Raw genomic sequence first — 25,710 nt, forward strand, 5'->3', positions numbered from 1 at the left:
ATCACTCAGCGAGCACAGACATGAACACGCCTTCTCCGCTTTTGCAGGTAAGAGATCTGGTGACGCAGGTTGCGACACCCGACGGTGCGCGCACCGTGGTCGACCGGCTTTCCTTCGATCTGCAATCCGGGGAGACCTTGTGCATTGCCGGCGAAAGCGGTTCCGGCAAATCCATGACGGTGCTTTCCCTCATGCAGCTTTTGCCGAAGACATTGGCGCGCGTGACCGGCGGCTCCGCCGTGATGAACGGTCGCGATATCCTCAAGTTCAATGAAAACCAGATGCGCGGCGTGCGCGGGCGTCACATCGGGATGATCTTTCAGGAGCCCATGACCTCGCTGAACCCGGTTCTGACCGTTGGGCGACAACTGGCGGAAGCCGTCGCCAATGAAGCGGGGCCGAATGGCAGCCTGTCCGGCACCGCGCTGAAGCAGCGCTGCAAGGAATTGCTCGATCAGGTGCAGATTTCCGATTCCGGCCGCCGTCTGCTGCAATACCCCTACGAACTCTCCGGCGGCATGCGCCAGCGCGTCATGATCGCCATGGCGCTTGCCCAGAAGCCCGAAATCCTCATCGCCGATGAACCCACAACCGCACTGGACGTGACGGTACAGTCACAGATACTCGCGCTCATTCGCAAGTTGCAGGCCGAGAACGGCATCTCGGTCATTCTCATCACGCATGATATGGGCGTCGTCGCCGAAATGGCGGACCATGTCCTCGTGATGAACAAGGGGCGGCAGGTCGAGCAGGGTCCGCTGCGGGAGGTGTTCCATCACCCGCGGGATGAATATACGCAGCGATTGCTGGATGCCGTCCCGCGGCTCGGCGAAATGACCGGCACGGATCGCCCCAAACGTGCCCCCGCCGAGCCAAAGCCCGAGCAGATGCCCAAGCAGATGTCTGAACCGGGCCGCCCCGTTCTCGAAGTGGAGAATCTCGTCGTCCGGTTCGACATAAAGGGCGGCATATTGCAGCGCCCCGTCCGGCGCGTTCATGCCGTGGAAGGCGTATCCTTCACCGTTCATCGCGGGGAAACGCTGTCGCTGGTGGGGGAATCCGGCTGCGGCAAGTCCACGACCGGCAAGGCCCTGCTCAATCTGGTTCCGTGGAGCGGCGATATCCGCATTGACGGACGGAGCACAAAGGGCCTGAGCCGAACGGCGATGCGGCCTGTTCTTCGTGATATTCAGATGATCTTTCAGGACCCTTATGCTTCCCTTGACCCGCGTATGCGGGTTGGCGACCTTGTGGCAGAGCCGCTTGTGATCCACGGCCTGGCATCGGGCAGCGAATTGAAGGACCGTGTCGAATATCTCTTCCGCCGCGTCGGCCTTTCTGCCGACCAGATGAAACGCTACCCGCACGAATTCTCCGGCGGCCAGCGGCAGCGCATCTGCATTGCGCGCGCTCTATCGCTTTCTCCTAAGCTGATCGTTGCGGATGAAAGCGTGGCGGCTCTCGACGTTTCGATCCAGGCGCAGGTGCTGGATCTTCTGCAGGACATCCAGAACGAAACCGGCATGTCCTATCTGTTCATCAGTCACGACATGGCCGTCGTGGAGCAGATCAGCCATCGCGTCGCGGTTATGTATGCTGGACGCTTTGTCGAGACGGGGACGCGCGCGCAGGTCTTCGAACATCCCGCACATGACTACACACGCCGCCTGATGTCGGCGGTTCCGATTGCCGATCCAGATCGCGAGCGGCGATTGTTTGTCGCCAGTGAGGGTGAACTTCCAAGCCCGGTCAAGGCGCTTGATTATGTGGCGCCACATCTGGAAAGCGTGGATATTGGAGGCGGCCATTATGTATGGCAGGAAAAATAGCCTGAGATCATTTCGATAAACCGCAAGATTTCGATGGAATAGAACCCGGCTCTGTTCTGGACAAGTCATGCTGTGGGGAGCGTAGGGCGCATTTCGACCTGATTGAACCAGATCGACGCTCCAACTGTTTGTTTTGGACCGTGTATCCTATCTGATCGAAGCAGGATCAGGACATGGACTTGCCGAAACCGAGCAGACTCACGAAGCCGCCCAATTGTTCCGATGACGGGGTGCCATATCCGACCGGCCTCGCATTGCCGAGGGCGTCATGCCGAAACATCGTCGAAACACACGATTGAAATAAGACAGATCGCCAAAACCAACCTCGTAGGCAATTGAACTGATGGAGCGATTGTTCTGGTGTAAAATGCGCAACCGCGCCATATCCAGGCGGCGCTCAAGCACATAACGGGAAAATGTCGTCTCTTCTGCCTGAAAGAGCTTTTGCACCTGCCTGGGGGTAACGCCAAACTTTGCAGCAACGGAGCCCAGGTCGAGGGCCGCATCGGACAGGCGCGTTTCCATGAAAGCCTTGATCTGCCCCAGGCTCGTCCCTGTGCGGACATTACGATTGCCATCCTGAAGAAACTCCAGGACCATCGGCAGAACCTGCCGGAAATGCGCGACGATCATTTCGGCTTCGCCCGGCGCGTGCGCCCGCATGAGCAGATAGGCGCAGTGCGTGATGAGCAGCTTCAACGGAGGATGCGCCTGCGGAATTGGGCGCATCAGGAAACTTCCCACTTTCTGTTTCGAAACCGGAAAATAATTCGCAGGCAAACTGCCGCAATCGATGCGTCCACCGTCGGGAAGCCACCAATCGAATGGTCTGTCCGATGACAGAAAAGTCACGTCTCCCGGTTTCAGGTTCAAGGTCTGGCCGGATTGATGGACGCGAAGCGGCCCCTCCATGCTTCGCACCATGAGCAGCTGGTCGGGCAAGCCATCCCCATTGCCGCGGATTCCAATGGCGCAGCCCGGAAAATAACAGGTCATGATTCGAAGGGAGCCGACAAAGCAGCAAGCCCCCCGGACAGCGCCGCCCGCAGCCCCGTCCTTGACCAGCGAGACATCCCCCACCATGGGCGCGAGCATCGAAGCGCAGAGCTTGCGGCCCTTCTCTTCTCCTATTTCAGCAATGTCGAAGTGCTGTGGAACGATCGTTTCAATCTGCCTGGACGGAATCATGATGCATCCTTGCAACACGGATAAATGACCTCGGGCCGGTTCGCCCTAGTCCTATCAATTTTCGCAGAAAACCAAGCCGGGCGCACAAGCCATCCTCTAAAGTTGATAATAATGATCCAGTTTAAACCACTTTTGCGGGGACGGCCAGTCCTGTCTCCGCCAAAGGACGCGCGAACGACAAACGGAGATATCCATGGGCCATCCTCACAGCCGGGCATCCTGTCTTTCGTGTCCAGGGGCAATTTCGACGAACTGATGGAAAACCGGCATGGCTGGCAGGCTATCAAGCTGATTCCATTGACTATTCTTACTCGGGGAAAAAGATGAACAGGCAATTCATAATTCTGCTGCTCTCAGGTTGCGGATTGACAACGGCAGCATATGCACAGGCGCCCACAGACGGTGAAGCAGGCGTCACCCGGCTGGATCAGATCATCATCACCGCCGGCCGCAATGAGAGTTCGATTGCTGCGGTCGCGCAATCCGTACAGGTCATCGATCAGGAACAGATCGAAGCAGCGATGCGAATCTCGCCGAATGCCAGCGATCTGATTTCGCGCCTGGTTCCCGGTTTTGCACCAAGCAACCAGACGATATCGGGTGCATCGGAAACATTTCGGGGCCGCGGCGTTCTGATCATGGTTGACGGCGTCCCCCGCAATACGCCGCTGCGCGATCTGTCACGCATCCTGTCGATGATCGATCTCAATTCGATCGAGCGCATAGAGGTTGTCAACGGGGCTTCCAGCCTCTATGGCGCGGGCGCGACCGGCGGAACGATCAATTTCATCACCAAGCGCGGCACCAGCGACAAGCCCACCGTCACGGTACGCACCGGCCTTACCGGCTATACGGAAAACCTCGGCAAATCGACAGCGCCGGAAGCCAGCGTCTCCATCGAAGGCCGCAAGGAAAAATTCGATTATTTCTTCTCCGGAACGGGCGACTGGACGCGCCGGACCTATGACGGACATGGCAATGAAATGCCATCCGACGGCATGCTGGGACAAGGCGGCGGCGACCGGATGGTCGATGGCAATTTCTTCGGCGTTGTCGGCTATGAAAGCGGGCCGCGCCGGTTTGAAGCCAGTTTCGACTGGACCTATGCCAAGCAGAAGCCGGAATGGTTCACCGACTACACGACGAACCCGGTCTCGCCACGCTTCGGTTCACCCTATACGGGCGAACCGCTGCGTGAGGATTCCAAATATCTGATGGCAAAATATACCGATCAGGATTTCGTGCTCGGCAATCTCGAAGTGAAGGCCTTCTATAACAAGATCTTCAAGCAGTCGCCGTTCACCGAACTTTCATCCGTGAATAGCCAGGTCTATTATTCGGGCGATCCCCGTCAGCCGACCGCGTGGTTCAACCAGTCGAAATATGATTTCGACCGCTCGGGCGTGAACATGACCGTCACGACGCCGATGGACTTCATCACCAATGGCAGCAAGCTGACCTGGGGCGTGGACTACACCCATGACAAGGTGGCGCAGACCCTCCTGAACGATGAAAATGCAATCGCCCCGATGACGCAGAATTCCGTTGCGGCTTTTGCGCAGGCCGAAGTTCCCGTCACGGAGCGGTTCCGCTTGCAGGGCGGCGCGCGTTTCGACCAGTTTTACCTGAACGTAAACGATTTCACCCGTCCGGCGGCCGTTGCCTGGCCTGCCAGATCTTTGGCGAATGTCTATCCCGCCATCAGCGTCATCGGCGGTTCGTTCGACTATAATGCATGGACCTTCAACGCCGGAGCGGTCTACGACGTTACGCAGGAAGTGCAGGCATTCGGCAATTTCTCGCAAGGCTACAGCCTGACCGATATTGGCGCATTCACCCGCCGCGCCGGCCTCAATTCACGTGCGGAAATCTGCGACGCCTATGGATCGCTCGCCGCAAGCTTTGGCTGCCGTGGCACGCCCGATTTCAAGATCAGCTATGCCGACATCGCGCCAAAACCCCAACTGGTCAATACGTATGAAGTGGGTCTGCGCGGCGATTGGGGCGACCTTCGCGGCACCGTGAGCAGTTATTTGTCCACCTCCAGGAACGGCGTGAACTACGACGTCGCGGCAAACCGCGTAAGTCAGCAGAAGGAGCGCATCTGGGGCGTAGAGGCCCGCGCCGACTACGACATCAACGCGATGTTCACCATCGGCGGCCTGCTTGCCTATCAGGAGGGCCGATACGATGCCGATCGCGACGGCAGCATCGGTTCGGACGAATACCTCCCCAACAATCGCATACCGACCACATGGAAGAGCCTCGCCTATACAACGGTGTCCTTCGATGGTGGTTACAAGGTCCGGGGCGAAGTGGAATATTTCTCCGGTCGCGACCGCATCAAAGACCGGGAGATAGACGGCGCCACGCTGGTCAACCTGGCCTTCTCGAAAACTTTCGAGAACGGCAGCGAAGCAAGTCTCGCGATCCGCAATGTCTTCGACACCTATTACGTCAATCCCACCGCAACAGCCACGCGCAACGCACCCGTCGCGGGATTGGGACGCAGCCTTTTCCTCTCCTATAAAGTAACATTCTAGAACAAGGCCGGGCGATGAAGATGCTTTTCAGCACCACGGCCTGCCCCGCAGGCCGCCAGTCCCAAAAGGGGTATCCGGGATGACAGCGGCCTCCTCTTCCATCGCCCGCCCCTCATCACGAACACGGCTGTTCTGTGTTCTTGCCGGTCTTTATCTGGCACAAGGCATCCCGACCTACCTGTTCGCCGCCGCCCTGCCGCCCATCCTGCGAGAGCAGGATGTGTCGCGCACCGCCATCGGCATGTTTTCCATCCTGCTTCTGCCCCTGGTCCTCAAATTTGCATGGGCGCCGCTGGTCGACCGCTTCCGGCCATGGGCACGCTCTCACCGGGCGGGCTGGGTCATTCTCACGCAAAGCGGGATCATCGCGGCCATTGTGTGCCTCATCCCGCTCGGACCGGATAATGTTACCGGAATTTTCATTGTCGGCTTCATCGCCTCGCTTTTGCTCGCCACACAGGACATCGCGACCGATGGCTATGCCGCGAAATATCTCGATGAGGCCGACAGACCTCTTGGCAATGCCATCCAGGGAGGTGCGGTCGCCTTCGGCGTGCTGATCGGCGGAACGCTGGGGCTGGTGCTTTATCACCATGCGGGCTGGACGGTCATGCTTGGCACGGTCGCATTTCTTTCGTTCATTCCCCTGATCGCCGCCTTTTCGATGCGGGAAACCGATCCGGCCCCCGCGCCGGACGGGCGCGTTCTTTCGCGCCCCTCGATCATGCATTTCCTGCGTCGCGCCGAAGCGCGGCAGGTTCTGTGGATTGCGCTCATTTACCGTGCAAGCGAAGGGCTGATGAAGGCGATGGAGGGGCCTTATCTGGTCGATGCCGGCGTTCCGCTCGACGTGATCGGCTATCTGTCGGGGGCCGCCGCCGCAACCGCAGGCATTGCCGGCTCCGCCATCGCCGCCGTTCTTCTCCGCCGCAACGGTGTTGCTTCTGTGCTTGGACTTCTCGGCGGACTGAGAACGATCTGCTTCCTGCTGTTCACCCTGCATGCCTTCGGCGCACTGGGCGGAATCTGGCCACTTTACGGGGCGTCGGCGTTTCAGACGATCATCCGCTACATGGAGATCGTTGCGCTCTACAGCCTTTTCATGAGCGTCACATCGCCCGATCAGCCCGGAACCGATTTTACGATCCTCGCCTGCGCGCAGATTCTTGTCTATCTGGCCGGCTCGATGGCTTCCGGCATTCTCGCAGATCGCCTGGGATACGGCTTTCTCTTCGCTCTCGCCACGGTCCTTTCGGGACTGGCCGTACTTGCCACGATCAGCATGCTCAAAACATTGCCGACGACAGGCATTGACGCCGCTTCCGGGGAGCGGTCATGACCCGACATGCCTCTTCTTCACAGAGTGCGCATCTTCATCGAGAAGGCCAGAAGCGCGGCCATGGCGGCAAGGAGCGCGCTGGCAACAAGCGGCGCTTGCGCGGAGATGGTGAAAAAATAGCCGCCGGAGATTGCGCCCGCTCCCTGGCCGAGCACATGGGCGCTGGCAAGCCAGCCAGCCGCCCCCCCCTGTTCTGCCTGCTCCATCTGGCCGGTGAGCCATCCAAGATAATTGGGCGTAGCTATCGCCATTCCTGCGCCACCCATCACCAGCCCGCCCAGGCTTGCATATGCGAGGGGGACTGCCGCCACGAACAGCACACCAGCGGCCAGAAGAACCGTGCCGAGAATAACGCAGCTTCCGTTGTCAAGCCGCAACCGGGGAATGACCAGTATTTGCGTCGCGATCATCGCGAGCGCCACGACGATCAGCGTGATCCCCGCCGCAGCGGTCGCCCCGGCTGGGCCGACGGCGAGACGCAGTTGCAGCAACGGCCCGAGAACCATCTGGACTTGTCCGAAGCACATGGTGACAAGAAATCCAAGCCCAAGGAACGGCAACAGGCGCCTGTCGAATGGAGAAAGACAGGTCCTTCCACTGGTGCGTTGGCCGGCTTTGCCGCCCACCTTCTTCGCAGCCGGCACCAGCAGCAGGCTGAGCGGGCTTGCAACGAGCAGGATGACCGGCAGCAGAGGCATGACGCTGGCGGTCACTGCCGCAGCCGAACCGAGAATCCGGCCAATGCCAAGACCGGCGCTGAGCCGTGCCAAGGCAACGGTACGCTCCTTCTGCGGCAGCAATCCGGATATCCAGGCCTGCGCAATGGGCATGATTCCCGCAGAAGCCGCCCCATAGACGACACGCGATATGACGAGCAGGCCGAGCGCCAGCACATAGGGCAACGGACCGGCGATCATCAACGCCAGAAAGATGAGCTGCGCCAGCACAAGTACGAGCCCCAGCCAGGACAGGGCGCGCTGTGCGCCCATCCGGGCACCGAGCATTCCGCACAAAGGCGCACTGACAACGAAGGCAATCGCGCCAAGTCCTGCCGCGAAACCGATCTCTCCCGTTTGAAGGCCCGTTGCGGTCGCAATCAAAGGAACAAGCGCGATGAACGCCGTCTGATTGAAGCCAATGGTCGAAACAGTAACAGAAAGACGGGAAGCAATCTTATGCGCAGTCATGTCGATATTCATGGAAATCACCACATGCAAAAATTTCGACATCGTTAGCAATATAAAAATACAAAGTAAATAAAAATCAGAATTTATTTCGGAGAAACTGAAATGAATAAAGTATTTTCTATAGAAAATACGGGCGCATCAGAGAATATATTTCTAAATTCATTAATAAGAGAATGGAAAAACTGGGAAATAATTGAAGACAAACCGCCATCGACAGACGGTAAAGCCAAAAAGATCCTGCTTTTGAAGCTTGCAGCGTCGGATGCCGAGGTCAGGGTGCCCGTTATTTTCTGGTCGCTGGCCGGATATCACAGCTTTGGCGCGCCGATGTGGAAAACCGATGGGGACCGGCTGGAACCCATAAGCTTGCCGGAACTGGCGCTCCTGCTTCTCAAGGAGGACGGGATCGGCGGCAGCGTTTCGCCGGATGCAAGACTGCTGTTCCAGCACAGGGTGCTGGACAGTATGCGATCGATCGCAACCCTTGTCCGCGAAAGAGCCGATGAACGCCCTTTTTCTGAACCGGGTCCCGATTTCATAACGGCTGAAACAGCGTTGCGCTTCGGCCATGCGGTACACCCGTTTCCGCGCAGCCGGGACGAATTCACCGATGAGGACAACCGCCGCTTCGGCCCGGAATATGGCAATGTCTTTGCCTTGCGGTGGTGGGCTGTCGAACCGGAACTCGTGGCGCAGGGAACGGTCGAGGGCTTCACCATGGCCGATGCCATTGCATCCATTGCGGCATCGGATTCCCGGCTGATCGAAAAAGCAGCCGGACGACCGCTCATTCCGCTGCATCCATGGCAGGCGGCCCGCCTGTCGCTGCGCCCCGACATCCAGCAACTGGAACGTCAGGGCAAGATCACCGATCTTGGCAGCGGCCATCCTTGCTGGCGCGCGACCAGCTCGCTGCGCGCCATATATTCTCCCGACAGCGACTGGATGCTCAAATTTTCGCTCAGCCTCCGGCTGACCAATTCGCGCCGCATCGTGGAACCGAGAGAATGCCTGCGCGGCATGAATGTCCATCGATTGATAACGGGAACGATCGGCAAGGCGCTGAAGAATCGTTTTCCAGATTTTCACATCATGGGCGAACCGGGCTGGATATCCCTGCGTTTGCCGGATGGTTCCATCGACAGTGAAACGATTGCAGTTTTCCGGGAAAACCCGTTTCGTGGCGCGCAGCAACCGCATGCCGCCGTTCTTGCCGCCCTTTGCGAACGCCATCCGGATGGGAGCGGCAGCCATGTCGCAGACCTCATACGCCGGATCGCGGCGTCCGAAGGCGCCCCGGAGAGCGATGTGGCGAAACGCTGGTTCGAACGCTTTCTGGAAATCGTCATCGCGCCTTTCATGATCGCCCAGGGTGATTACGGCCTGATTTTCGGTGCGCATCAGCAAAATATCGTTCTCGGCCTTCAGGACGGCTGGCCGAATGCGCTCTATTTCCGCGATTGCCAGGGGACGGGTTACGTCCGCTCGTTCTTGCCGTTTCTGCGCGAATATCTGCCCGAGGCAGGGGCTGCGACCGACCATGTTTTCGACAGTGACGACGCCGCCCGGCTGGCTGGGTACTATCTATTCATCAACGGTGTTTTCGCACTGATTGCCGCGCTGGGTTCTGCCCGTTTCGTGGATGAAAGCGAACTTTTTGCAAGCCTCCAGCACTTTCTGGAACAGCTTGGCAAGGAGCCTCTCCGGGACAGGACCACGCTGGAATATCTCCTGCACAGCCCCACACTGGCCGCCAAGGGGAATTTCATGATCTCCGCTGGAAACGTCAATGAAAACACAGACGTGACCGACCCCCTTGCCTCTTACATCCGGTTTTCCAATCCCCTTTCGACACGGTGAATCCATGAATGTTCAAACAAAGAGCAACATCAGCGAACGCCTTTCGCCATCCGCGGGAATAGACGGTGAATTGTCCTGGCATTATTGCGCGACAAATGCCGAGCGGCTTGCGGCAAGGCTGGACAAGAGCGGACGCATAACCCTGTTCGGAGAAGCCGGTGCGTTTCGCGCCGAAGCACAGCTCAATCTCGCCCGGCAGACAATTACGCTCGAAAATGTCAGGCTCGATCCATTGCATGGCGATGCGACCATGCTGCTTGCCGCCCTGCTTGATGCTGTTTTTCTGCGTTTTCACGACGCCCCTACCCTGGCATTGCCATCCGCCAGCCTGCTCGCGCCTGTCAGCGCCCTGGCTTTACGGGAAATCGAAGGATTGGCCATAGTCGAGCGCATTGTTTTACGTCAGTTGCCACTGTTGTGGCGCAAGCAGGCCGCCCATATGCCTTATCCGGCCATCCGGTCGGCACTCGGTCCCGATGACCGGCTGCCATTGCTTCGCCCCCCGCGACCGTCCGGCGTGTTTTACGAACGCTGGATACCGGAGCTGAACAAGACCGTTTCCTTGCGCCCCATCGATCGGCGAACGGATCTGGACCTGTTCCATGGCTGGATGAATCAGGGACGTGTCTCCTATTTCTGGGAGCTTGCGCAAAGCCCCGAGGCGCTTGACGCCTATCTTCTGGACCAGGAGCGTGACCCGCATATCTTTGGCGTCATTGCGAGCTTCGACAACGAGCCGACCGGCTATTTCGAATTCTACTGGGCGCGCGAGGACCGTCTCGGTCCGTATTATGAGAACGAGGATTTCGACCGCGGCTGGCACGGCCTGATCGGCAATCCGCGCCATCTCGGCCGCCCGAAGACACTCGCGCTTTTCCGCTCGGTCAACCACTATCTTTTCCTTGATGAACCCCGAACGCGGCGCATCGTTGGCGAACCACGGGCATCCCATCAAAAGATGCTCAGCTATTGCGGAGACATGGCTTTCTACAAGGTGAAGGAATTCGATTTTCCGCATAAGCGCGCGGCGCTGATGTGCTGCGAGCGGGACCGCTTCTTCAAGGAGGTGCCGCTATGAGCCGCCGGCCTCTCCTTGGTCCGCTTCCGGGCCGCCGGGCGGTTGACGCCGAGACATGGGGCGCGGTGAACCGGACGGCCATTGCCAAGGCCATCTCGGAATTATCCTATGAGGAAGGCTTCGCGCCCGTAGCCTTGGACGCGGCGGAAACAGCATGGACGCTGACGCTTGGCGACGCTGTCTCCTACCGTTTTGAAGCGCGCCGCCGCATCTGGGGGCAGTTGCATATCGATCCGACAAGCCTTGTCCGGGTGACACCGGACGGGCAAGCCGTGGCAAACGATGCGGTCGGCTTCCTGGCCGATGCGCGTGAGGTTCTGGGCATTTCGCCCGCCACTTTCTGCACTTACGCAAAGGAACTCTATAATACGCTGTTGGCGGATGCCCGTATCGTGACACGCCGCTCCGCCTTCCATGCGGATGAGCTGGCAAGCCTGCCCGACACAAAATTGCAGACGCTCCTCGACGGACATCCGAAGGCCCCGGCAAACAAGGGACGGCTGGGCTGGGGGTTGCAGGATATCGAAGCCAATGCGCCGGAATTCTCCGCGCCGATCCAGCTTTTCTGGCTGGCTGCCGCGCGCAGCCATTGCCAGCTCTCATTTGCAGACGGTCTTGCGGAGCATGAACTGCTCGCCGGGAGCCTCGGCACGGAAGAGCGGCACAACCTGCTCGCGGCAATGGGGGATGCAGGCATCAGCCTCGATACGCATATGCTCCTGCCCGTCCATCCCTGGCAATGGCAATCGATGATTGTCAGCCAATATGCCAGCGAGATTGCATCCGGGCGACTGGTGCCGCTTGGCTGCTTCGGCGATGCCTATATTGCACAGCAGTCCCTGCGGACACTCGCCAACCAGGTCCGGGGAGAGGCGCTTCATGTCAAGCTGCCGCTTACTATCCTGAATACGTCGGCCTGGCGCGGGGTTCCCGGCAAATACATGCGGATCGGGCCGACGCTGTCTCATTGGCTTGCCGAGACAGCCAAAAGCGATCCGGTGCTGGAACATGTCCGGATATTGCAGGAGGTTGCCGGTGCGTTTTACCCCCATCCGCACTTCGCAGCCCTGACGGACGCCCCCTATCAGTTCTGCGAGATGTTGGGGACCATCTGGCGGGAGAGCCCGGAAAAGCATTTGCCGCAAGGCTGTCGCCCCATGATGATGGGCGCATTGGCGCAGTCCGACAATGCCGGGCGCCCTGTCATAAGCGCCCTGATCGAACGCTCCGGCCTGTCCCATGACCAATGGCTCGACCGTCTCTTCGATGCGGTTGCGGTCCCGCTCTACCATTTCCTGTGCTGCTATGGCGTGGGGTTTATCGCGCATGGCCAGAATGTCACGCTTCTTCTGGACGGTGATATTCCCGCCGGTGTGGCGATCAAGGATTTCCAGGGCGACACCGATCTGATCGACCAGGAGTTTCCGGAACTGGCGACATTGTCCGCAGAGGTAAAGGCGACATTGAAGCGTCGACCGGCGGCCCATCTGCAACAACATTTCCAGACCGGGCATTGTGCAAGCGTGCTGCGCTTTCTTTCCGAAACGCTGGTCGCGCACGATGGTTATCCCGAATTATCGTTCTACACGCGCCTTGCGGCCCGGCTGAGGCTTTATCAGCAAGGCCACCCGGAACTGGCCGAACGATACAGGCTCTTCGACCTGTTCCTTCCGCAAGTACCGCGCATCGCCATCAATCGCGTTCGCCTTGCGATTGGTTATGGCGACACCAATGAGCGGCCTGTTCCCGCTCTTGGCACCGAACTGAACAATCCTCTCCACCTGGCAGAAATGGCGTCTCTCTCCTCCCGGAAGGCGCAAACCAATATCCATGAAGGAGTTTCAGTATGACACATTCCATTCTCGATCTGTGCGGAATTGGCGTCGGCCCATTCAATCTCAGCCTGGCGGCACAGCTGGATTCAATCGACGGCATTGACGTCCAGTTTTTTGACAGCAAACCCTTTTTCGACTGGCACCCGGGCATGATGCTGCCCGGCGCCGAACTCCAGACCTCCTTCATGAAAGACCTGGTCACGGCCACGAACCCGACGAGCCCATGGACATTTGCAGCCTATCTGGTCGCTCACAAACGGTTTTATGAGTTTCTCAATGCCGATTACGACGCCATCCCCCGCAAGGAATTCGCCCGGTATCTGTCATGGGCCGCGGGGAACATCCCGAGCCTGAATTTCGGCAGGAACATCCGGGCGGTCACGTTTGACGGCAATCATTTCGAGCTTGCCTTCGATAATGAGGTTCGCATGGCCCGCAATCTGTCTCTGGGCGTGGGATTGAAGCCCCATATACCGGAATGGGCCAAACCCGTGATGGGTGATCGCGCCTTCCATTCAAGCGAAGCCGTGCAGAAACTGGATAAGTTGCAGGGCAAGCGGATTGTGGTTATCGGCGGTGGACAAAGCGGTGCGGAGATATTCCAGCATCTGCTCGAACGCCAGGGCTCGGATAATGAGATCAGCTGGATCAGCAGACGGCCGAACTTCCAGCCGCTTGACGATTCACCCTTCACCGACGAGCACTTCACCCCGCAATATGTGGCAGAGTTCCACCGGCTTGCAGAACCACGGCGACATGCGATCGTCGAACACCAGAAGCTCGCAAGCGACGGCATTTCCGCATCGACCATCAGGGCTATCTATCGGCGCCTCTATGAACAGCGCCATCTGGATGGCGATGCCCTGCGGGCCACCTTGCTGCCATATCGTGAAGTCCTGGACCTCAAGCAGGATGGCGCAAGCCTGTCGATCGTGATGCGCAACGGTTTCGACGGCACGATCGAGATGCTGGGTGCCGACCATCTGATCCTGGCCACGGGTTACAAATTCTCCCTGCCCGAATGCCTCTCTCCAATTCAGGATCGGTTGTCGGAGGTTGAAGGCAGGTCATTGCGCGTGGGCGCTGATTTTGCTCTCGACTGGAACGGCCCGGCCGACCGCCGTATCTTTGTACTCAATGCCGGCAGGCTTTGCCACGGCATTGCCGAACCCCAACTGAGCCTGATGGCCTGGAGAAGCGCCGTCATCACGAATGCACTTCTGAAGCGCGCCCATTTCGACCTTGAATTTCCCGAGACGGCCATTCGCTGGACGACAGGCGAATTGCCTTCCGAGGCACAATTGCGGTTAGGCTGAATAGTCAAGGCATGGGCATGCCTGCCCAAAGCGGGAACCGCCTGCGTGTGGAAATCAGTCCGGCGGACTGATTTCCCTTGCGCAAAACCGTTTCACACTTTTGGCTCAAAAATGCTCTAACTATTTGTTTTATCGCATTATCCTACGCATCGAAGCGGGATCAGAAATCAGTCCAGTGGACTGATTTCCCCGCGGAGGCGTTTCACACTTTTGCTGGAAATGCTCTAATAACCCATCGCCGCTCCCGCAACGGCGCGGCTGTCGATGGCACCGTAATAACGGTTGTCGCCGCCCTTTTCGATGGCGGCCATGTCCTTGCCACCGACAAGAATGCCTGCCGCCTCACCCCAAACCGGCCAGTCCTTGTCTTCTCCGACCGTATAGCCCATGCCCGTCAGCAGCCTGATCGTATCGGGCGAAAGCGCATTCGCTTCCGTGTACACCCGGTCCGGCAACCATTGGTGATGGATGCGCGGAGCATCGATCGCCTCCTGAATGTCCATACCGTGATCGATGACATTCATGATCGCCTGAAGCGTGATCGTGATGATGCGCGAACCGCCAGGACTGCCGATGACCATGAACGGCTTGCCATCCTTCGACACGATGGTCGGGCTCATCGAGGAAAGCGGCGACTTGCGCGGTTCGATGGCATTGGCTTCCCCCTGTATGAGGCCGTAGAGATTGGCCACACCCGGCTTGATGGTGAAGTCGTCCATCTCGTTGTTGAGGAGAATGCCGGTGCCTTCCGCCACCTTCGCCGTGCCGAACGATCCGTTCAGCGTATAGGTCACGGCAACCGCATTGCCGTCCTTGTCCACGATGGAATAATGCGTCGTCTCGTTGGATTCCTTGAATTCAGCCGGTTTCAGCGCCTCGCTGACGCCCGCGCGATAAGGATCGATACGGCCCCGGATTTCTTCTGCATAGGCCTTGCTGGTGAGCTTTTCGATTGGATTTTCGACGAAATCAGGATCGCCCAAGGCCGTGTTGCGATCGACATAGGCGTGGCGCATTGCTTCCACCATCAAACGTGTGGTTTCCGCAGAACCATAGCCCAGATAGGAAACCGGATAGCCCTCAAGCACGTTCAGGATTTCGCAGATAATCAATCCGCCGGAAGAAGGCGGCGGCGATGAGACGATGTCATAGCCGCGATAGCTGCACTTGACCGGCTCCAGTTCACGGACCTTGTATTGCTCGAAATCGGCTTTGGCGAGAATGCCGCCATTTTCCTTGCTCGATTTGACGATCAGATCGGCGATATCGCCTTGATAGAAAGCCGATGCCCCTTTTTCCGAAATGGCCGAGAGCGATTTTGCTAAATCCGGCTGGACAAGTTTCTCGCCCAGGCTGAGCGGCTTTCCGTCCTTCAGAAAGATTTTCGCGGCAGCAGGGTCTTTCGCCAGCCGTTCATTGCCATCGGCAAAGGAAAGAATGTCACCCAATTCCAGCGTAAAACCCTCCTTGGCCAGTTTCAGCGCTGGCTCAATCAGTTCCTCACGCTTGCGGCTGCCGTATTTTTCGCGCGCCTGTTCAAGACCCGCCACCGTTCCCGGCACGCCGATGGCAAGATAGGTTTCGGTACTGGCGCCTTCGACCGGCTTGCCATCCTTATCCAGATACATCGTCTTGGTCGCGGCGAGCGGCGCGCGTTCGCGGAAATCCAGAAAGGTGCTTTTGCCGTCCTTGAAGCGGATCGTCATGAAGCCGCCCCCGCCCAGATTGCCTGCTGTCGGATAGACGACCGCCAGGGCATAACCAACAGCAACAGCCGCATCGACGGCATTGCCGCCGTTTTTCAGCACATCGACACCCACCTGCGAGGCAAGATGCTGGGCCGTGACCACCATGCCGTTTTTGCCTTCTGCCGGGGCTGGCGATGCTGCATGGGCCAAAGGCAGATGCCCCGCAATGGCGATGACGACGGCAAGGGAAAGCGATTTCAGTCTGTAATGCTGCCTGCTATACTGCATTTCTTCCTCCCATTTGTTCTCCCTGATGGAGACCAGGCAATAACGTCCGCAATCTCTTTCACAAAAGCAAGGGCAGACTGAATTGTCCGGCCATATGTGCCTGCCTCAAATCCGTGGAACGGCTTTTCGGCTTGCCTCATCCAGCGTTACGCGATCATTATGAAACGCGCCGTCGTTTAGAATCATCTCGACAAGCTGATGCTGAACAGAAAACCGCGGAGGGGCGGTCGCGTCGACAATAAGGAAATGCAGCCTCATGAATACTTACGGAAAACTATTTTCAGCCGCACTGGTCGCGGCTGCGCTCAACAGCACGGCAGTAGGGCAGGTCTTCGCCAAGACATTGATCTATTGCTCCGAGGCATCTCCTGAAATGTTCGATGCCGCGCAGACGACATCCGGCGCCGTCTATGATGCGTCGGCGCGCAATGTGTCCAACGGGCTCATCAAGATCAAGCGCGGCTCGACCGAGCTGAAACCCGGCCTTGCCGAAAGCTGGGACGTGTCCGCCGATGGCAAGGAATATACGTTTCACCTGCGCAAGGGCGTGAAGTTCCACACCACGAGTTTTTTCACCCCGACGCGTGAATTCAACGCGGACGACGTGATCTTCACCTTCGACCGTCAGGGCAACAAGGACAATCCCTACTACAATCAGGGCACATGGCCGCAGTTCGGCGCCTATTCCTTTCCCTCGCTGATCGAGAAAATCGAAAAGATCGACGATCACACCGTCAAGTTTGTGCTGACGCATCCCGAAGCGACCTTTATCTCGACGCTGTCGCTGACTTTTGCCGTCATCCAGTCGAAGGAATATGCCGACAAGCTCGTCGCGGAAGGCCGCATTGCAGAATTCAGCCAGCAGCCTGTCGGAACCGGACCTTATCAGTTTGTCGCCTATCAGAAGGATAGCGCCATCCGTTATCAGGCCAATCCCGATTACTGGGCTGGCAAGCAGAAGATCGACAATCTCATCTTTGCAATCACACCGGATGCGGCGGTGCGCTACCAGAAGCTGAAATCGGGTGAGTGTCATGTCATCGCCGCTCCCAATCCCGCCGATATTGCGGAAATGAAGAAAGACCCGGCTGTCGAAATGCTGAGCAAGGAAGGCCTGAACCTGTCCTTCCTCGCCTATAACACGCAGCAGAAGCCGTTCGATGACGTGCGTGTCCGCAAGGCGCTGAACATGGCGGTCAACAAGTCGGCTATCATTGATGCGGTCTATCTGGGCTCGGCTGTCCCGTCGGTCAACCCGCTGCCGCCAAGCGTCTGGGGCTACAACAAGAACGTCAAGGACGATCCTTACGATCCCGAACAAGCGCGCAAGCTGCTCGATGAGGCAGGCGTCAAGGATCTGAAGATGAAGATATGGGCCATGCCCGTGCAGCGGCCCTATATGCCCAATGCGCGTCGCGCAGCCGAACTCATTCAATCCGACTTCGCCAAGGTCGGCGTCACCGCGGAAATCGTCAGCCTTGACTGGGGCGAATATCTGAAACGCTCGCTGGAGAAAGATCGCGACGGTGCCGTGATGCTCGGCTGGACCGGTGGCATTGCCGACCCCGACAATTTCCTCGCCGCACTTTTGAGCTGTCAGGCCATTGGCAGCGCCAACCGTGCAAACTGGTGCAATGAGGATTTCGAGAAGCTCATTCAGGCGGCCAAGCTGACGACCGATCAGGCAGAGCGCACCAGGCTCTACGAGCAGGCGCAGGTGGTCTTCAAGGAGCAGGCTCCCTGGCTGACGATCGCGCATCAGATCGTCGAACAGCCCGTCAGCAAGAAGGTCAAGGACTTCCGCATCGACCCCTTCGGCGGATATTTGTTCGAAGATGTCGACATTGAGGAATAGGCCTCTCCCCCGCCAGTTTGACAACCGGCGATGAAATTATGGTTGGCGGGCGGAAACGCCCGCTTCTTCTTTAGGGCGCAGTGCGTTTGCAAGGGCGCCCTATCTATTTGTTTTTACGCATTATCCGGCGCGAAACCGCTTCACGCTTTTTGCTGGTAATGCTCTAGCCGAGAGAATGACATGGATATCGTAGACCGCTTTCTAGCCTATACCCGCATCAACACGACCGCTGTGCCCAATGCGGACAAACTCCCGTCGAGCGTCGGACAGACCGACCTCGCCAGATTGCTCGCCAGCGAAATGCGCGCCATGGGCATGGAAGTTGAAGAGCGAGACCATTCAATCGTCGTCGGCACATTGCCTGCCAATGTCTCGAATGCCGGTCAAAACTTTCCAACCATTGCCTGGGTCGCCCATCTCGATACGTCCAGCGAATACACCACCGATACAAACGCTCACGTCGTCGATTACAAGGGCGGCGATATCGTGCTCAACGAGACGACCGGCGCCGTCATGCGGCTTGCCGAATTCCCGGAACTGGAACGTTATGTCGGGGACCGGATCATCGTCACGGACGGCACCAGCCTGCTTGGCGCCGACAACAAGTCCGCAATCGCCGAGATCATGCATGCCATGCAGGTCCTGACCACCCATCCCGAAATCAAGCACGGCACGGTCAAGGTTGTCTTCGTTCCCGATGAGGAAATCGGGCTGCTGGGAGCCAAGGCGCTCGACGTTGCTTCCCTCAACGCCGACTTTGCCTATACGCTCGACTGCTGCGCGGTCGGCGAGATCGTGTACGAAAACTGGAACGCCGGTGAGTTTCGCCTCACTTTCAAAGGACAGCCAGCCCACCCGATGTCGGCCAAGGGCAAGCTGCGCAATGCCATTCTCTATGCCCAGCAGTTCATCGCGATGCTGCCGGGCGGTGAACGCCCGGAATATACGGAAGGCACCGAAGGCTATTACTGGGCCAAGGGCATCCACGGCACTGTTGCCGAGACAAGCCTGATTATCGATATCCGCGATTTCACGAAGGATGGTTACGAAACGCGCCGTGCCTTTATCGAAAACCTCGCCGCGAGTTTCAACCAGCTCCACGGCGACGGCACGGTTCACGTGGACTACAAGGCCGTCTACCGGAATGCTGCCGAAAGCCTGGAAGGCGAAAATCGCTACCCGGTCGTTCTGGCGCTTCAGGCCATGAAGGCAATAGGCGTCACACCAACGCCGCTGCCGATGCGTGGCGGCTATGACGGTGCGGTGCTGTCCGAAAAAGGCCTGCCCTGCCCCAACCTGTTCTGCGGCGCACACAACTTCCACTCGATCTACGAGTTCCTGCCGGTCGGTTCGCTCAACAAGGCATCCGAAATGGTCGTCGAAATTCTGAAGACTGCACGCAAGTCCTGACAGGATTTGACTTGCACGACGTCAGGGCAAATGATGTTGCTCGCATTGAGTATCTGGAAGGAAAGCCTCAAATGAGCGAAACCATTACCCTCGATACGCATGAAGCCATTCGTGACTGGGTGGCCGCCCGCAATGGAAACCCGGCATTTGTCAGCACGTCTACGGACCCGGACGCAGCCCCTGTTCTGCGGATTGTTTTCGCGCCGGAATTCGTTGCCGATGTCGAGCAGCCATTGGATGCTGGCGGTCTGGAAGTCGTTGAGTGGGAAGACTGGTTTCGCGTGTTCGATCAGGAAAATCTGGTCATGCTGGTGGCGCATTCGACGCCGGGAAAGCTTGATAATTTCTACCAGATCCTCTCCGCCTGATCCGTAGCACGGAGATTGCCAGACGGGCTGACATTCGGTCAGCCCGTCTGATCGGCTGTTCAGCGCTTCAATTGCTTGCCGATGGTTTCTGCGACCAGCGCCAGCGAAATGGCGCCCGCATCCGGATGACCAATGCTCTTTTCGGCCAATGGCCTTGCACGGCCGAGTTTGGGAACAAGCGGTGCTGTAGCTTCGGCAGCAGCCTTTGCGGCTTCTGCCGCTTCATTCCATGCATCGGCCAGCGGCTTGCCGGATGCAAATGCGCCTTCGAGCGTTTCCACGAAGGGAACGAAGGCATCCACCAATGTCTTGTCACCGGGCTTCGCGCGACCAAGCGTGGTTACGGCATCAAGCGCACGCCTGCCGCCGCGAACGACTGCGCCCTCATCAATGGCGCCATTGTCAGAAAGCTCCGTGCTCCACGCGCGCAGCAACAGCCCCCACAGCGCGCCGGAAGTGCCGCCAGCCCGGTCGGCCCAGGCATCGCCCGCAACAGCCAATAGGCTGGCGCTCCCCGCTCCGGCCTTGGCGGCCTGATCGGCTGCCTCCCTTGCGGCAGCGGAACCGCGCCGCATGCCCTGTCCATGATCCCCGTCGCCGGCAAAGGCATCGATACGCCCAAGTTCTTCCTCGGCCTCGACCAGCGCGTCAGCGACAGCGTTCAAAATACCCTGCACACACGCGCCGCCTGCACGGCCTGCCTCATCTGCCGGAGCAAAATCAGGTGCCGCATCATCGTCAGCGATCATGTCGGTCGCAGGCTCGACTGCGATTGCTTCGCCGCGCCGCAGAACCGGCGTGTCGCAAGCAGCCGTCCAGTAGCGCTCCAGTTCATCGTCAAGCCAGAGAAGGGTCAGCGAACAGCCCTGCATATCGAGGCTGGTGACGAATTCACCCGCTTCCGGCGCCACAACACCAAGCCCGGATTTTTCCAAGAGCGATGCAATCGCCGTCCACAGGACGAATAATTCCTCATATTTCGTGGCACCGAGGCCGTTCAGGATAACGCCCACTTTCTGCGTTCCCTTGGGGCGCTCTGCCAGAAGCTTCTCCACCAGCAGGCTCGCCAGACCGGAGGCAGGCAGGATCGCCTCTTCCTTGATACCCGGTTCGCCGTGAATGCCGAGACCGAGTGCCATCTGGCCTTCCGGTACCGTAAAAAGCGGATGCGGCGCTCCGGGCAATGTGCAGCCCTTGAACGCGACGCCGAAGGAAACGGTGTTCGCATTGGCATGACGGGCAAGCCGCTCGACCTCATCCAGTGACAAACCGGCTTCGGCAGCGGCTCCCGCAATCTTGAACACAACCAGATCGCCAGCGATACCGCGCCGCTTTTCATGCATATCCGCCGGAGCGCTGGCGACATCGTCGGTTACGGGCACGATACGGACATCGATGCCTTCTGCGCGCAAACGCTCGGCAGCAACGCCGAAATTGAGCACATCGCCAGCATAGTTGCCAAAGCCCAGCAGAATACCGCCGCCCCTGTGCGCCTGACGGCAAACACGGGCCACCGCCGCGGTGGAAGGCGAAGCAAACACATCACCGGCAACTGCGGCATCCGCGAGACCCGGCCCGACATAGCCCGCAAATGCCGGGTAATGACCGGAACCGCCACCGACAACCACCGCAACCTTGCCTTGCGGCACTTTGGTGGAACGGACGACGCCGCCACGCACATGGCGTACATAGCGGCTATAAATATTTGCAAAACCGGCCAAGGCAGTGGAAGCAAACGCCTCCGGCGCATCGAAAATCGTCGTCATTGAAACAGTCCTCGATCTGAGTCATCGGCCGCGCGGCAAAATGCGGCGCAGATAATCGCGATTTGTAGCCGAAACGGAAAGCCCGTCGCCACCATAATGCTCGCAGAGAAATGGGCTGGCAAATCCATGATCCAGCGCCATCCGGATCGCTGCGCGGTAATTGATGATCCCGCTCTCAAGGGGTGCCGGATGCGTGACGATGACACCGGACGCCGGATCTTCCGTTCGCGTATAGTTTTTGACGTGCCAGAATTTTGCGTAAGGCGCCACCTTCTCCATCATCTTCTGCCAATGCTCGACAGGACGGTGCAGGCGGATGAGATTGCCTAGATCGGCGTTGATCCCGACATTGCCGAGGCCAACCTCCTCAATAAAGCGAACTGAACTGTCCGCAGTGCCAAGATAGGTGTCCTCATACATTTCAAGCGATAGCTCTATGCCTAGCTTCTCTGCATGGCGACCGAGTTCGCTTATCCGTTCGACTGCCTTTTTCCAGACAGCCGGATCGTCCGGGTTCCGCGCGCCATTGACGGTCCAGAACCATAATGCCTGTTTCTGCGCGTCCGTCAGCGGTTCAAAAAGCCCGAAGGAAACGCAGCTCGCGCCAATTTCCTTAGCGGTATCGATGACCCTGTGACCGTAGGCCAGATATTCCTCGCCGTGTCGTGCGTCGATCACGCTGCGCCGCGAGGTCGAAATCGCAGGTATGGTGAAGCCCAGCGATTTGGCAACAGACATAAATTCAGCGAGGCGGGCAGGTGACAAGTCGGCCAGTCGCAACCAGCTGTCAGTCGGATCAAGTTCGGTAAAACCTGCATCCGCAACGTCGGTCAAAGTGCGGTGCCACTCTTCTGCTGATTGATCCTGCACCGAGCTGCCATCCGGCAGGATATTGGGATACTGGATCATCGCAGCTGCAATGGGCCATGTTTCGCGTGTCCATTTGGCAGTTGTCTGTGTCAACTTACAGTCCTGTTCTTTTGCATGATCCATCTCGATCAGGCCACGTTGCCATTGCTGGAAGGAATTTCAGGTTTCCGGTTTCGCAGCTTGCCAATCGCCCAGAAGATGGCTGGTGAGACCAGCAGGAAAACGCCGAGCGTCATCAGTGAAGCAACGAGCCCATTCGACCAGAACACCGAAAGCTGACCGCCCGACATCATCATCGACTGACGGAATGCATCTTCAGCCTTGTCTCCGAGTACCATCGCAAGAACCAATGGCGCCAGTGGATAATCAAGCTTCTTGAAGATATAGCCAAGCACGCCGAATGCGATCACCAGCCAGACATCGGTTATCGAATTGGCAACCTGATAAGCGCCGGAGAAAATGACCGCTACAATCATCGGCCCGATAATCGAAAACGGCACGCGCAGGATTGAGGCATAAAGCGGGACGGTCGCAATCACCAGAATAACGGCGACGATATTGCCGAGATACATGGAGGCGATCAGGCCCCAGACAAAATCCGGGCGATCCGTGAACAATGTCGGGCCGGGCGTAAGGCCCCAGATCATCAGCCCGCCCATCATGACGGCAGCGGTCGCCGAACCCGGAACGCCAAGTGCCAGCATGGGGAGAAGCGCGGAGGTGCCAGCAGAGTGGTCAGCCGTTTCCGGCGCCACGATGCCACGGGGATCGCCCTTACCGAATTTCGATTTATCGCGTGCAGAGCGGCGGGCGACGCCGTAGCTCATGAAGGATGCCGCAGTTGGCCCGGCGGGCGTTATCCCCATCCAGATACCGATAAGCGTGGAGCGTGCAAGCGTAAACCAGTAACGCGGCATTTCCAGAAGCGTGCGCCCGATCTCGCCAAGACGCACACGCGCCTTGATACCGTCGAACCGAAGCCCCTCTTCCGTCGTCAGCAACAGTTCACCGATCCCGAACAGGCCCATCACCGCAATCAGGAAGGAAATTCCCTTGATGAGTTCCGGTATGTCGAATGTCAGGCGCAAGTTTCCGGAGATCGTGTCCATGCCCACCGAAGCAAAGGCAAAACCGATCATCATCGAAACGAGCGTTTTGAAGGGCGATTGTGCGCCCATGGATATGAAACTGGCGAAAGCCAGAAAATAGACGGCAAAATATTCAGGTGAAGAAAACCGCAGCGCGAAATTGGCGACCCAGCTGGAAAGCAGGGTAATCATCACCACGCCAGCCAGCGCGCCGATGCCGGCCGAAACAAATGCCAGCGTCAGGGCACGGCTCGCATGTCCGGCTTTCGCCATCGGATATCCATCGAAGGTAGTGGCGACGGACGATGGTTCACCTGGAATATTGAACAGGATGGACGTCGTCGAACCACCGAACAATGCTCCCCAATACATACAGGAAAGCAGAATAATCGCGGAAATGGGGTCCATCGAGAAGGTCAGCGGCAAAAGCAGCGAAACGCCATTTGGCGCCCCCAGCCCGGGCAAAACGCCAACCAGAATTCCAAGCGTCACCCCAAGCATCATCAGCAACACGTGATTGAAGCTGAGGATGTGGGCAAAGCCATCCATCAGGAGACTGAAGTTTTCCATGTCTTTCCTCCAAAGACATCGGACTTTCCGGCATCAATAAATCCCGAAGAAAGCCTCGACCGGGCCCTTAAGGAGCGGAACCTTGAAGCCGATTTCAAAAATGACGAAGAAGAAGAGAGAAACGGCAATACCGGCGGGCAACGACGCCCACCATTTGTAACGCCCTTGAAACATCATCGCTCCAGCAATGTAGAGAGCGGTCCCGACATAGAGTCCCAAAACCGTCGATATGGCTGCGAAGCCGACGAGCGGCAGTGCGAAGCCAAGAACGGGCTTCAGCCGGTTCATCTCAACGAAGATTTCGCCACTATGACGATGTTTCAAAAATGCGGTAACGAGATTGACGGCGCTTCCGAAGATGATCAACAAGCCGATATAGAACGGAAAATAACCGGCATCCGGCCCCATCTCCGTCCAGCCTGTGCCAGCCTGTAGCGAGCCGTAACAGACAGCCGCCCCCAGTGCGCCCGTGAGGAGAGCCACGCCCGCCTCGACACTGAAGCGCGAAATTCCGCCTTCGCCTTTCTCACTCATGGGATGAGCTCCTTCGATGGAGGATGCAGACGCCAACGGCGTCTGCACGAATGCACAGAACATCAGTTGGCGAGCCAGCCTTCACGCTTCAGCACAGCCGTAACCGCCGTTTCATCGTTCTTGATAAAGGATGACAGGTCGTTACCGCTCATATAGGCGGCTGACTGTGAACTATCGGCAAGATATTTCGCCCATTCCGGGGTCTCGGCAACTTTCTTGAGTACGCCTGCATAGTAATCCACGACGTCCTGATCCACGCCTGCCGGAAGCCATACTGTGCGCGGCATGGAGTAATTTTCGATTGGAATGCCTGTTTCCTTGCAGGTCGCAATGTCGCTCCATCCCATATCGCCCGCGACCTTGCCTTCACCCTTGAGCCTTTCGGCCTTGAAGACACAAAGCGGCTTTACCATGCCGGCCTGCCACTGACCGAGGTTTTCGCTCGGATTGTTGACATTGGCAGCGATATGCTCGCCTGCAAGCTGAACCGCAGCTTCGCCACCGCTCTTGAACGGGATGTAGCCAAGCTTTGAGCCGGTGGCATCGTTAATCATGGAGGTGAGAATCTGGTCAACATCCTTGGACTGGCTTCCGCCAACCTTCATGCCTGCGTCGTCCTTGGCCTTGGCGACAAATTCTGCGGCTGTCTTGAAGTCGGATTTTCCGTTGACCCAAAGAATGAATTCATCCGAAGCCAGTGCCGAAACGGGAACAAGATCTGTCGATTTATAAGGAACCTTGGCGCGCACGGGCAGGAGGTATGCGTTGTTGGTGCCGAAAGCGAGCTTGTAGGGATCACCCTTGTACCCCGCAGTATAGACGAAACCCTCGGCGCCGCCTGCACTGCCCTTGTTCGTGACGACGATAGGCGCGCTCATCAGATCGTACTTGCCGATGATCGACTGGATCGTGCGCGCGAAAATATCCGTACCCCCACCTGGTCCAGCGGTCACGACGAATTCCACAGGCCGCGTCGGTTCGAATGCCTGCGCGGACGATGCGATCACCGCCACTCCTGCGGCCAGGCAAGCAATGTGCAAAGACTTCTTCATGGTCTATCCTCCCGGTTAAGCGGCATGGGCCTCCCCCCATGCCGAT

The 25,710-nt window shown here is 58.1% G+C and carries 18 protein-coding genes; 10 read left to right on the top strand and 8 right to left on the bottom strand.

The window, feature by feature from the left end:
* Window positions 1-20 precede the first annotated feature (20 nt).
* Window positions 21-1,829 carry an ABC transporter ATP-binding protein gene (locus tag AVM02_RS18115; RefSeq protein ID WP_411508297.1) on the top strand — a complete coding sequence of 603 codons (1,809 nt, stop codon included), beginning with the start codon at window positions 21-23 and terminating at the stop codon, window positions 1,827-1,829.
* 198 nt (window positions 1,830-2,027) lie between these two features.
* On the opposite strand, the gene AVM02_RS18120 is transcribed toward AVM02_RS18115, so the two are convergent.
* Window positions 2,028-3,017, bottom strand: coding sequence for a helix-turn-helix transcriptional regulator (locus AVM02_RS18120; RefSeq protein ID WP_411508298.1), 990 nt, complete (start codon window positions 3,015-3,017; stop codon window positions 2,028-2,030).
* 365 nt (window positions 3,018-3,382) lie between these two features.
* Here AVM02_RS18120 and AVM02_RS18125 point away from each other — a divergent pair, with 365 nt between their 5' ends.
* Together AVM02_RS18125 and AVM02_RS18130 are read left to right on the top strand one after the other, a co-directional pair.
* The gene (locus tag AVM02_RS18125) at window positions 3,383-5,560 is read left to right on the top strand and encodes a TonB-dependent receptor (protein ID WP_411508299.1); all 2,178 of its coding nucleotides are present in this window, start codon (window positions 3,383-3,385) and stop codon (window positions 5,558-5,560) included.
* Window positions 5,561-5,639: 79 nt separating this feature from the next.
* On the top strand, window positions 5,640-6,899 hold the full coding sequence (locus AVM02_RS18130) for an MFS transporter (protein ID WP_411508300.1): 1,260 nt from the start codon (window positions 5,640-5,642) through the stop codon (window positions 6,897-6,899).
* Between the two features lie 17 nt (window positions 6,900-6,916).
* Here the strand turns inward: AVM02_RS18130 and AVM02_RS18135 are convergent, their stop codons facing one another.
* Window positions 6,917-8,086, bottom strand: coding sequence for an MFS transporter (locus tag AVM02_RS18135; RefSeq protein WP_411508301.1), 1,170 nt, complete (start codon window positions 8,084-8,086; stop codon window positions 6,917-6,919).
* A 243-nt stretch (window positions 8,087-8,329) separates the two neighbouring features.
* Here AVM02_RS18135 and AVM02_RS18140 point away from each other — a divergent pair, with 243 nt between their 5' ends.
* The 4 genes from AVM02_RS18140 to AVM02_RS18155 are packed head-to-tail and all read left to right on the top strand — an operon-like array spanning window position 8,330 to window position 14,175.
* Entirely contained in the window at window positions 8,330-9,946 is a 1,617-nt protein-coding gene (locus AVM02_RS18140) for an IucA/IucC family protein (RefSeq protein WP_411508302.1), read from the top strand.
* Between the two features lie 4 nt (window positions 9,947-9,950).
* Window positions 9,951-11,024: a GNAT family N-acetyltransferase gene (locus tag AVM02_RS18145; protein WP_411508303.1), complete on the top strand. Its 1,074-nt coding sequence runs from the start codon at window positions 9,951-9,953 to the stop codon at window positions 11,022-11,024.
* The gene (locus AVM02_RS18150) at window positions 11,021-12,874 is read left to right on the top strand and encodes an IucA/IucC family protein (RefSeq protein ID WP_411508304.1); all 1,854 of its coding nucleotides are present in this window, start codon (window positions 11,021-11,023) and stop codon (window positions 12,872-12,874) included. The genes AVM02_RS18145 and AVM02_RS18150 overlap by 4 nt, the downstream gene beginning before the upstream one ends.
* A complete protein-coding gene (locus AVM02_RS18155; protein WP_411508305.1) occupies window positions 12,871-14,175 on the top strand; it encodes a lysine N(6)-hydroxylase/L-ornithine N(5)-oxygenase family protein in 1,305 nt (434 codons plus the stop codon). Before AVM02_RS18150 ends, AVM02_RS18155 begins: the two co-directional genes overlap by 4 nt.
* 224 nt (window positions 14,176-14,399) lie before the next feature.
* On the opposite strand, the gene ggt is transcribed toward AVM02_RS18155, so the two are convergent.
* A complete protein-coding gene (ggt, locus tag AVM02_RS18160) occupies window positions 14,400-16,151 on the bottom strand; it encodes a gamma-glutamyltransferase (RefSeq protein WP_411508306.1) in 1,752 nt (583 codons plus the stop codon).
* Window positions 16,152-16,407: 256 nt separating this feature from the next.
* On the opposite strand from ggt, the gene AVM02_RS18165 reads away from it, so the two are divergent.
* The 3 genes from AVM02_RS18165 (at window position 16,408) to AVM02_RS18175 (ending at window position 19,784) form a co-directional block, all read left to right on the top strand.
* A complete protein-coding gene (locus tag AVM02_RS18165) occupies window positions 16,408-18,006 on the top strand; it encodes an ABC transporter substrate-binding protein (protein WP_411508307.1) in 1,599 nt (532 codons plus the stop codon).
* Between the two features lie 180 nt (window positions 18,007-18,186).
* Window positions 18,187-19,416: a peptidase T gene (gene pepT, locus AVM02_RS18170; RefSeq protein WP_411508308.1), complete on the top strand. Its 1,230-nt coding sequence runs from the start codon at window positions 18,187-18,189 to the stop codon at window positions 19,414-19,416.
* Window positions 19,417-19,487: 71 nt separating this feature from the next.
* Window positions 19,488-19,784 carry a hypothetical protein gene (locus AVM02_RS18175; RefSeq protein ID WP_411508309.1) on the top strand — a complete coding sequence of 99 codons (297 nt, stop codon included), beginning with the start codon at window positions 19,488-19,490 and terminating at the stop codon, window positions 19,782-19,784.
* Window positions 19,785-19,843: 59 nt separating this feature from the next.
* On the opposite strand, the gene AVM02_RS18180 is transcribed toward AVM02_RS18175, so the two are convergent.
* The 5 genes from AVM02_RS18180 to AVM02_RS18200 all read right to left on the bottom strand — a co-directional run bounded on the left by AVM02_RS18180 (window position 19,844) and on the right by AVM02_RS18200 (window position 25,664).
* Window positions 19,844-21,550: a dihydroxyacetone kinase family protein gene (locus tag AVM02_RS18180; protein WP_411508310.1), complete on the bottom strand. Its 1,707-nt coding sequence runs from the start codon at window positions 21,548-21,550 to the stop codon at window positions 19,844-19,846.
* A 21-nt stretch (window positions 21,551-21,571) separates the two neighbouring features.
* Window positions 21,572-22,543 (bottom strand): sugar phosphate isomerase/epimerase family protein, encoded by a 972-nt coding sequence (locus AVM02_RS18185; RefSeq protein ID WP_411508311.1) that lies wholly within the window; start codon window positions 22,541-22,543, stop codon window positions 21,572-21,574.
* A 5-nt stretch (window positions 22,544-22,548) separates the two neighbouring features.
* Complete coding sequence (locus tag AVM02_RS18190) at window positions 22,549-24,078, bottom strand: tripartite tricarboxylate transporter permease (RefSeq protein ID WP_411508312.1); 1,530 nt, start codon at window positions 24,076-24,078, stop codon at window positions 22,549-22,551.
* Window positions 24,079-24,111: 33 nt separating this feature from the next.
* Window positions 24,112-24,612, bottom strand: coding sequence for a tripartite tricarboxylate transporter TctB family protein (locus tag AVM02_RS18195; RefSeq protein ID WP_411508313.1), 501 nt, complete (start codon window positions 24,610-24,612; stop codon window positions 24,112-24,114).
* Window positions 24,613-24,674: 62 nt separating this feature from the next.
* A complete protein-coding gene (locus tag AVM02_RS18200) occupies window positions 24,675-25,664 on the bottom strand; it encodes a Bug family tripartite tricarboxylate transporter substrate binding protein (RefSeq protein WP_411508314.1) in 990 nt (329 codons plus the stop codon).
* Window positions 25,665-25,710 lie beyond the last annotated feature (46 nt).

This window comes from Brucella anthropi (assembly GCF_046630315.1).
GTDB lineage: Bacteria > Pseudomonadota > Alphaproteobacteria > Rhizobiales > Rhizobiaceae > Brucella > Brucella anthropi_A.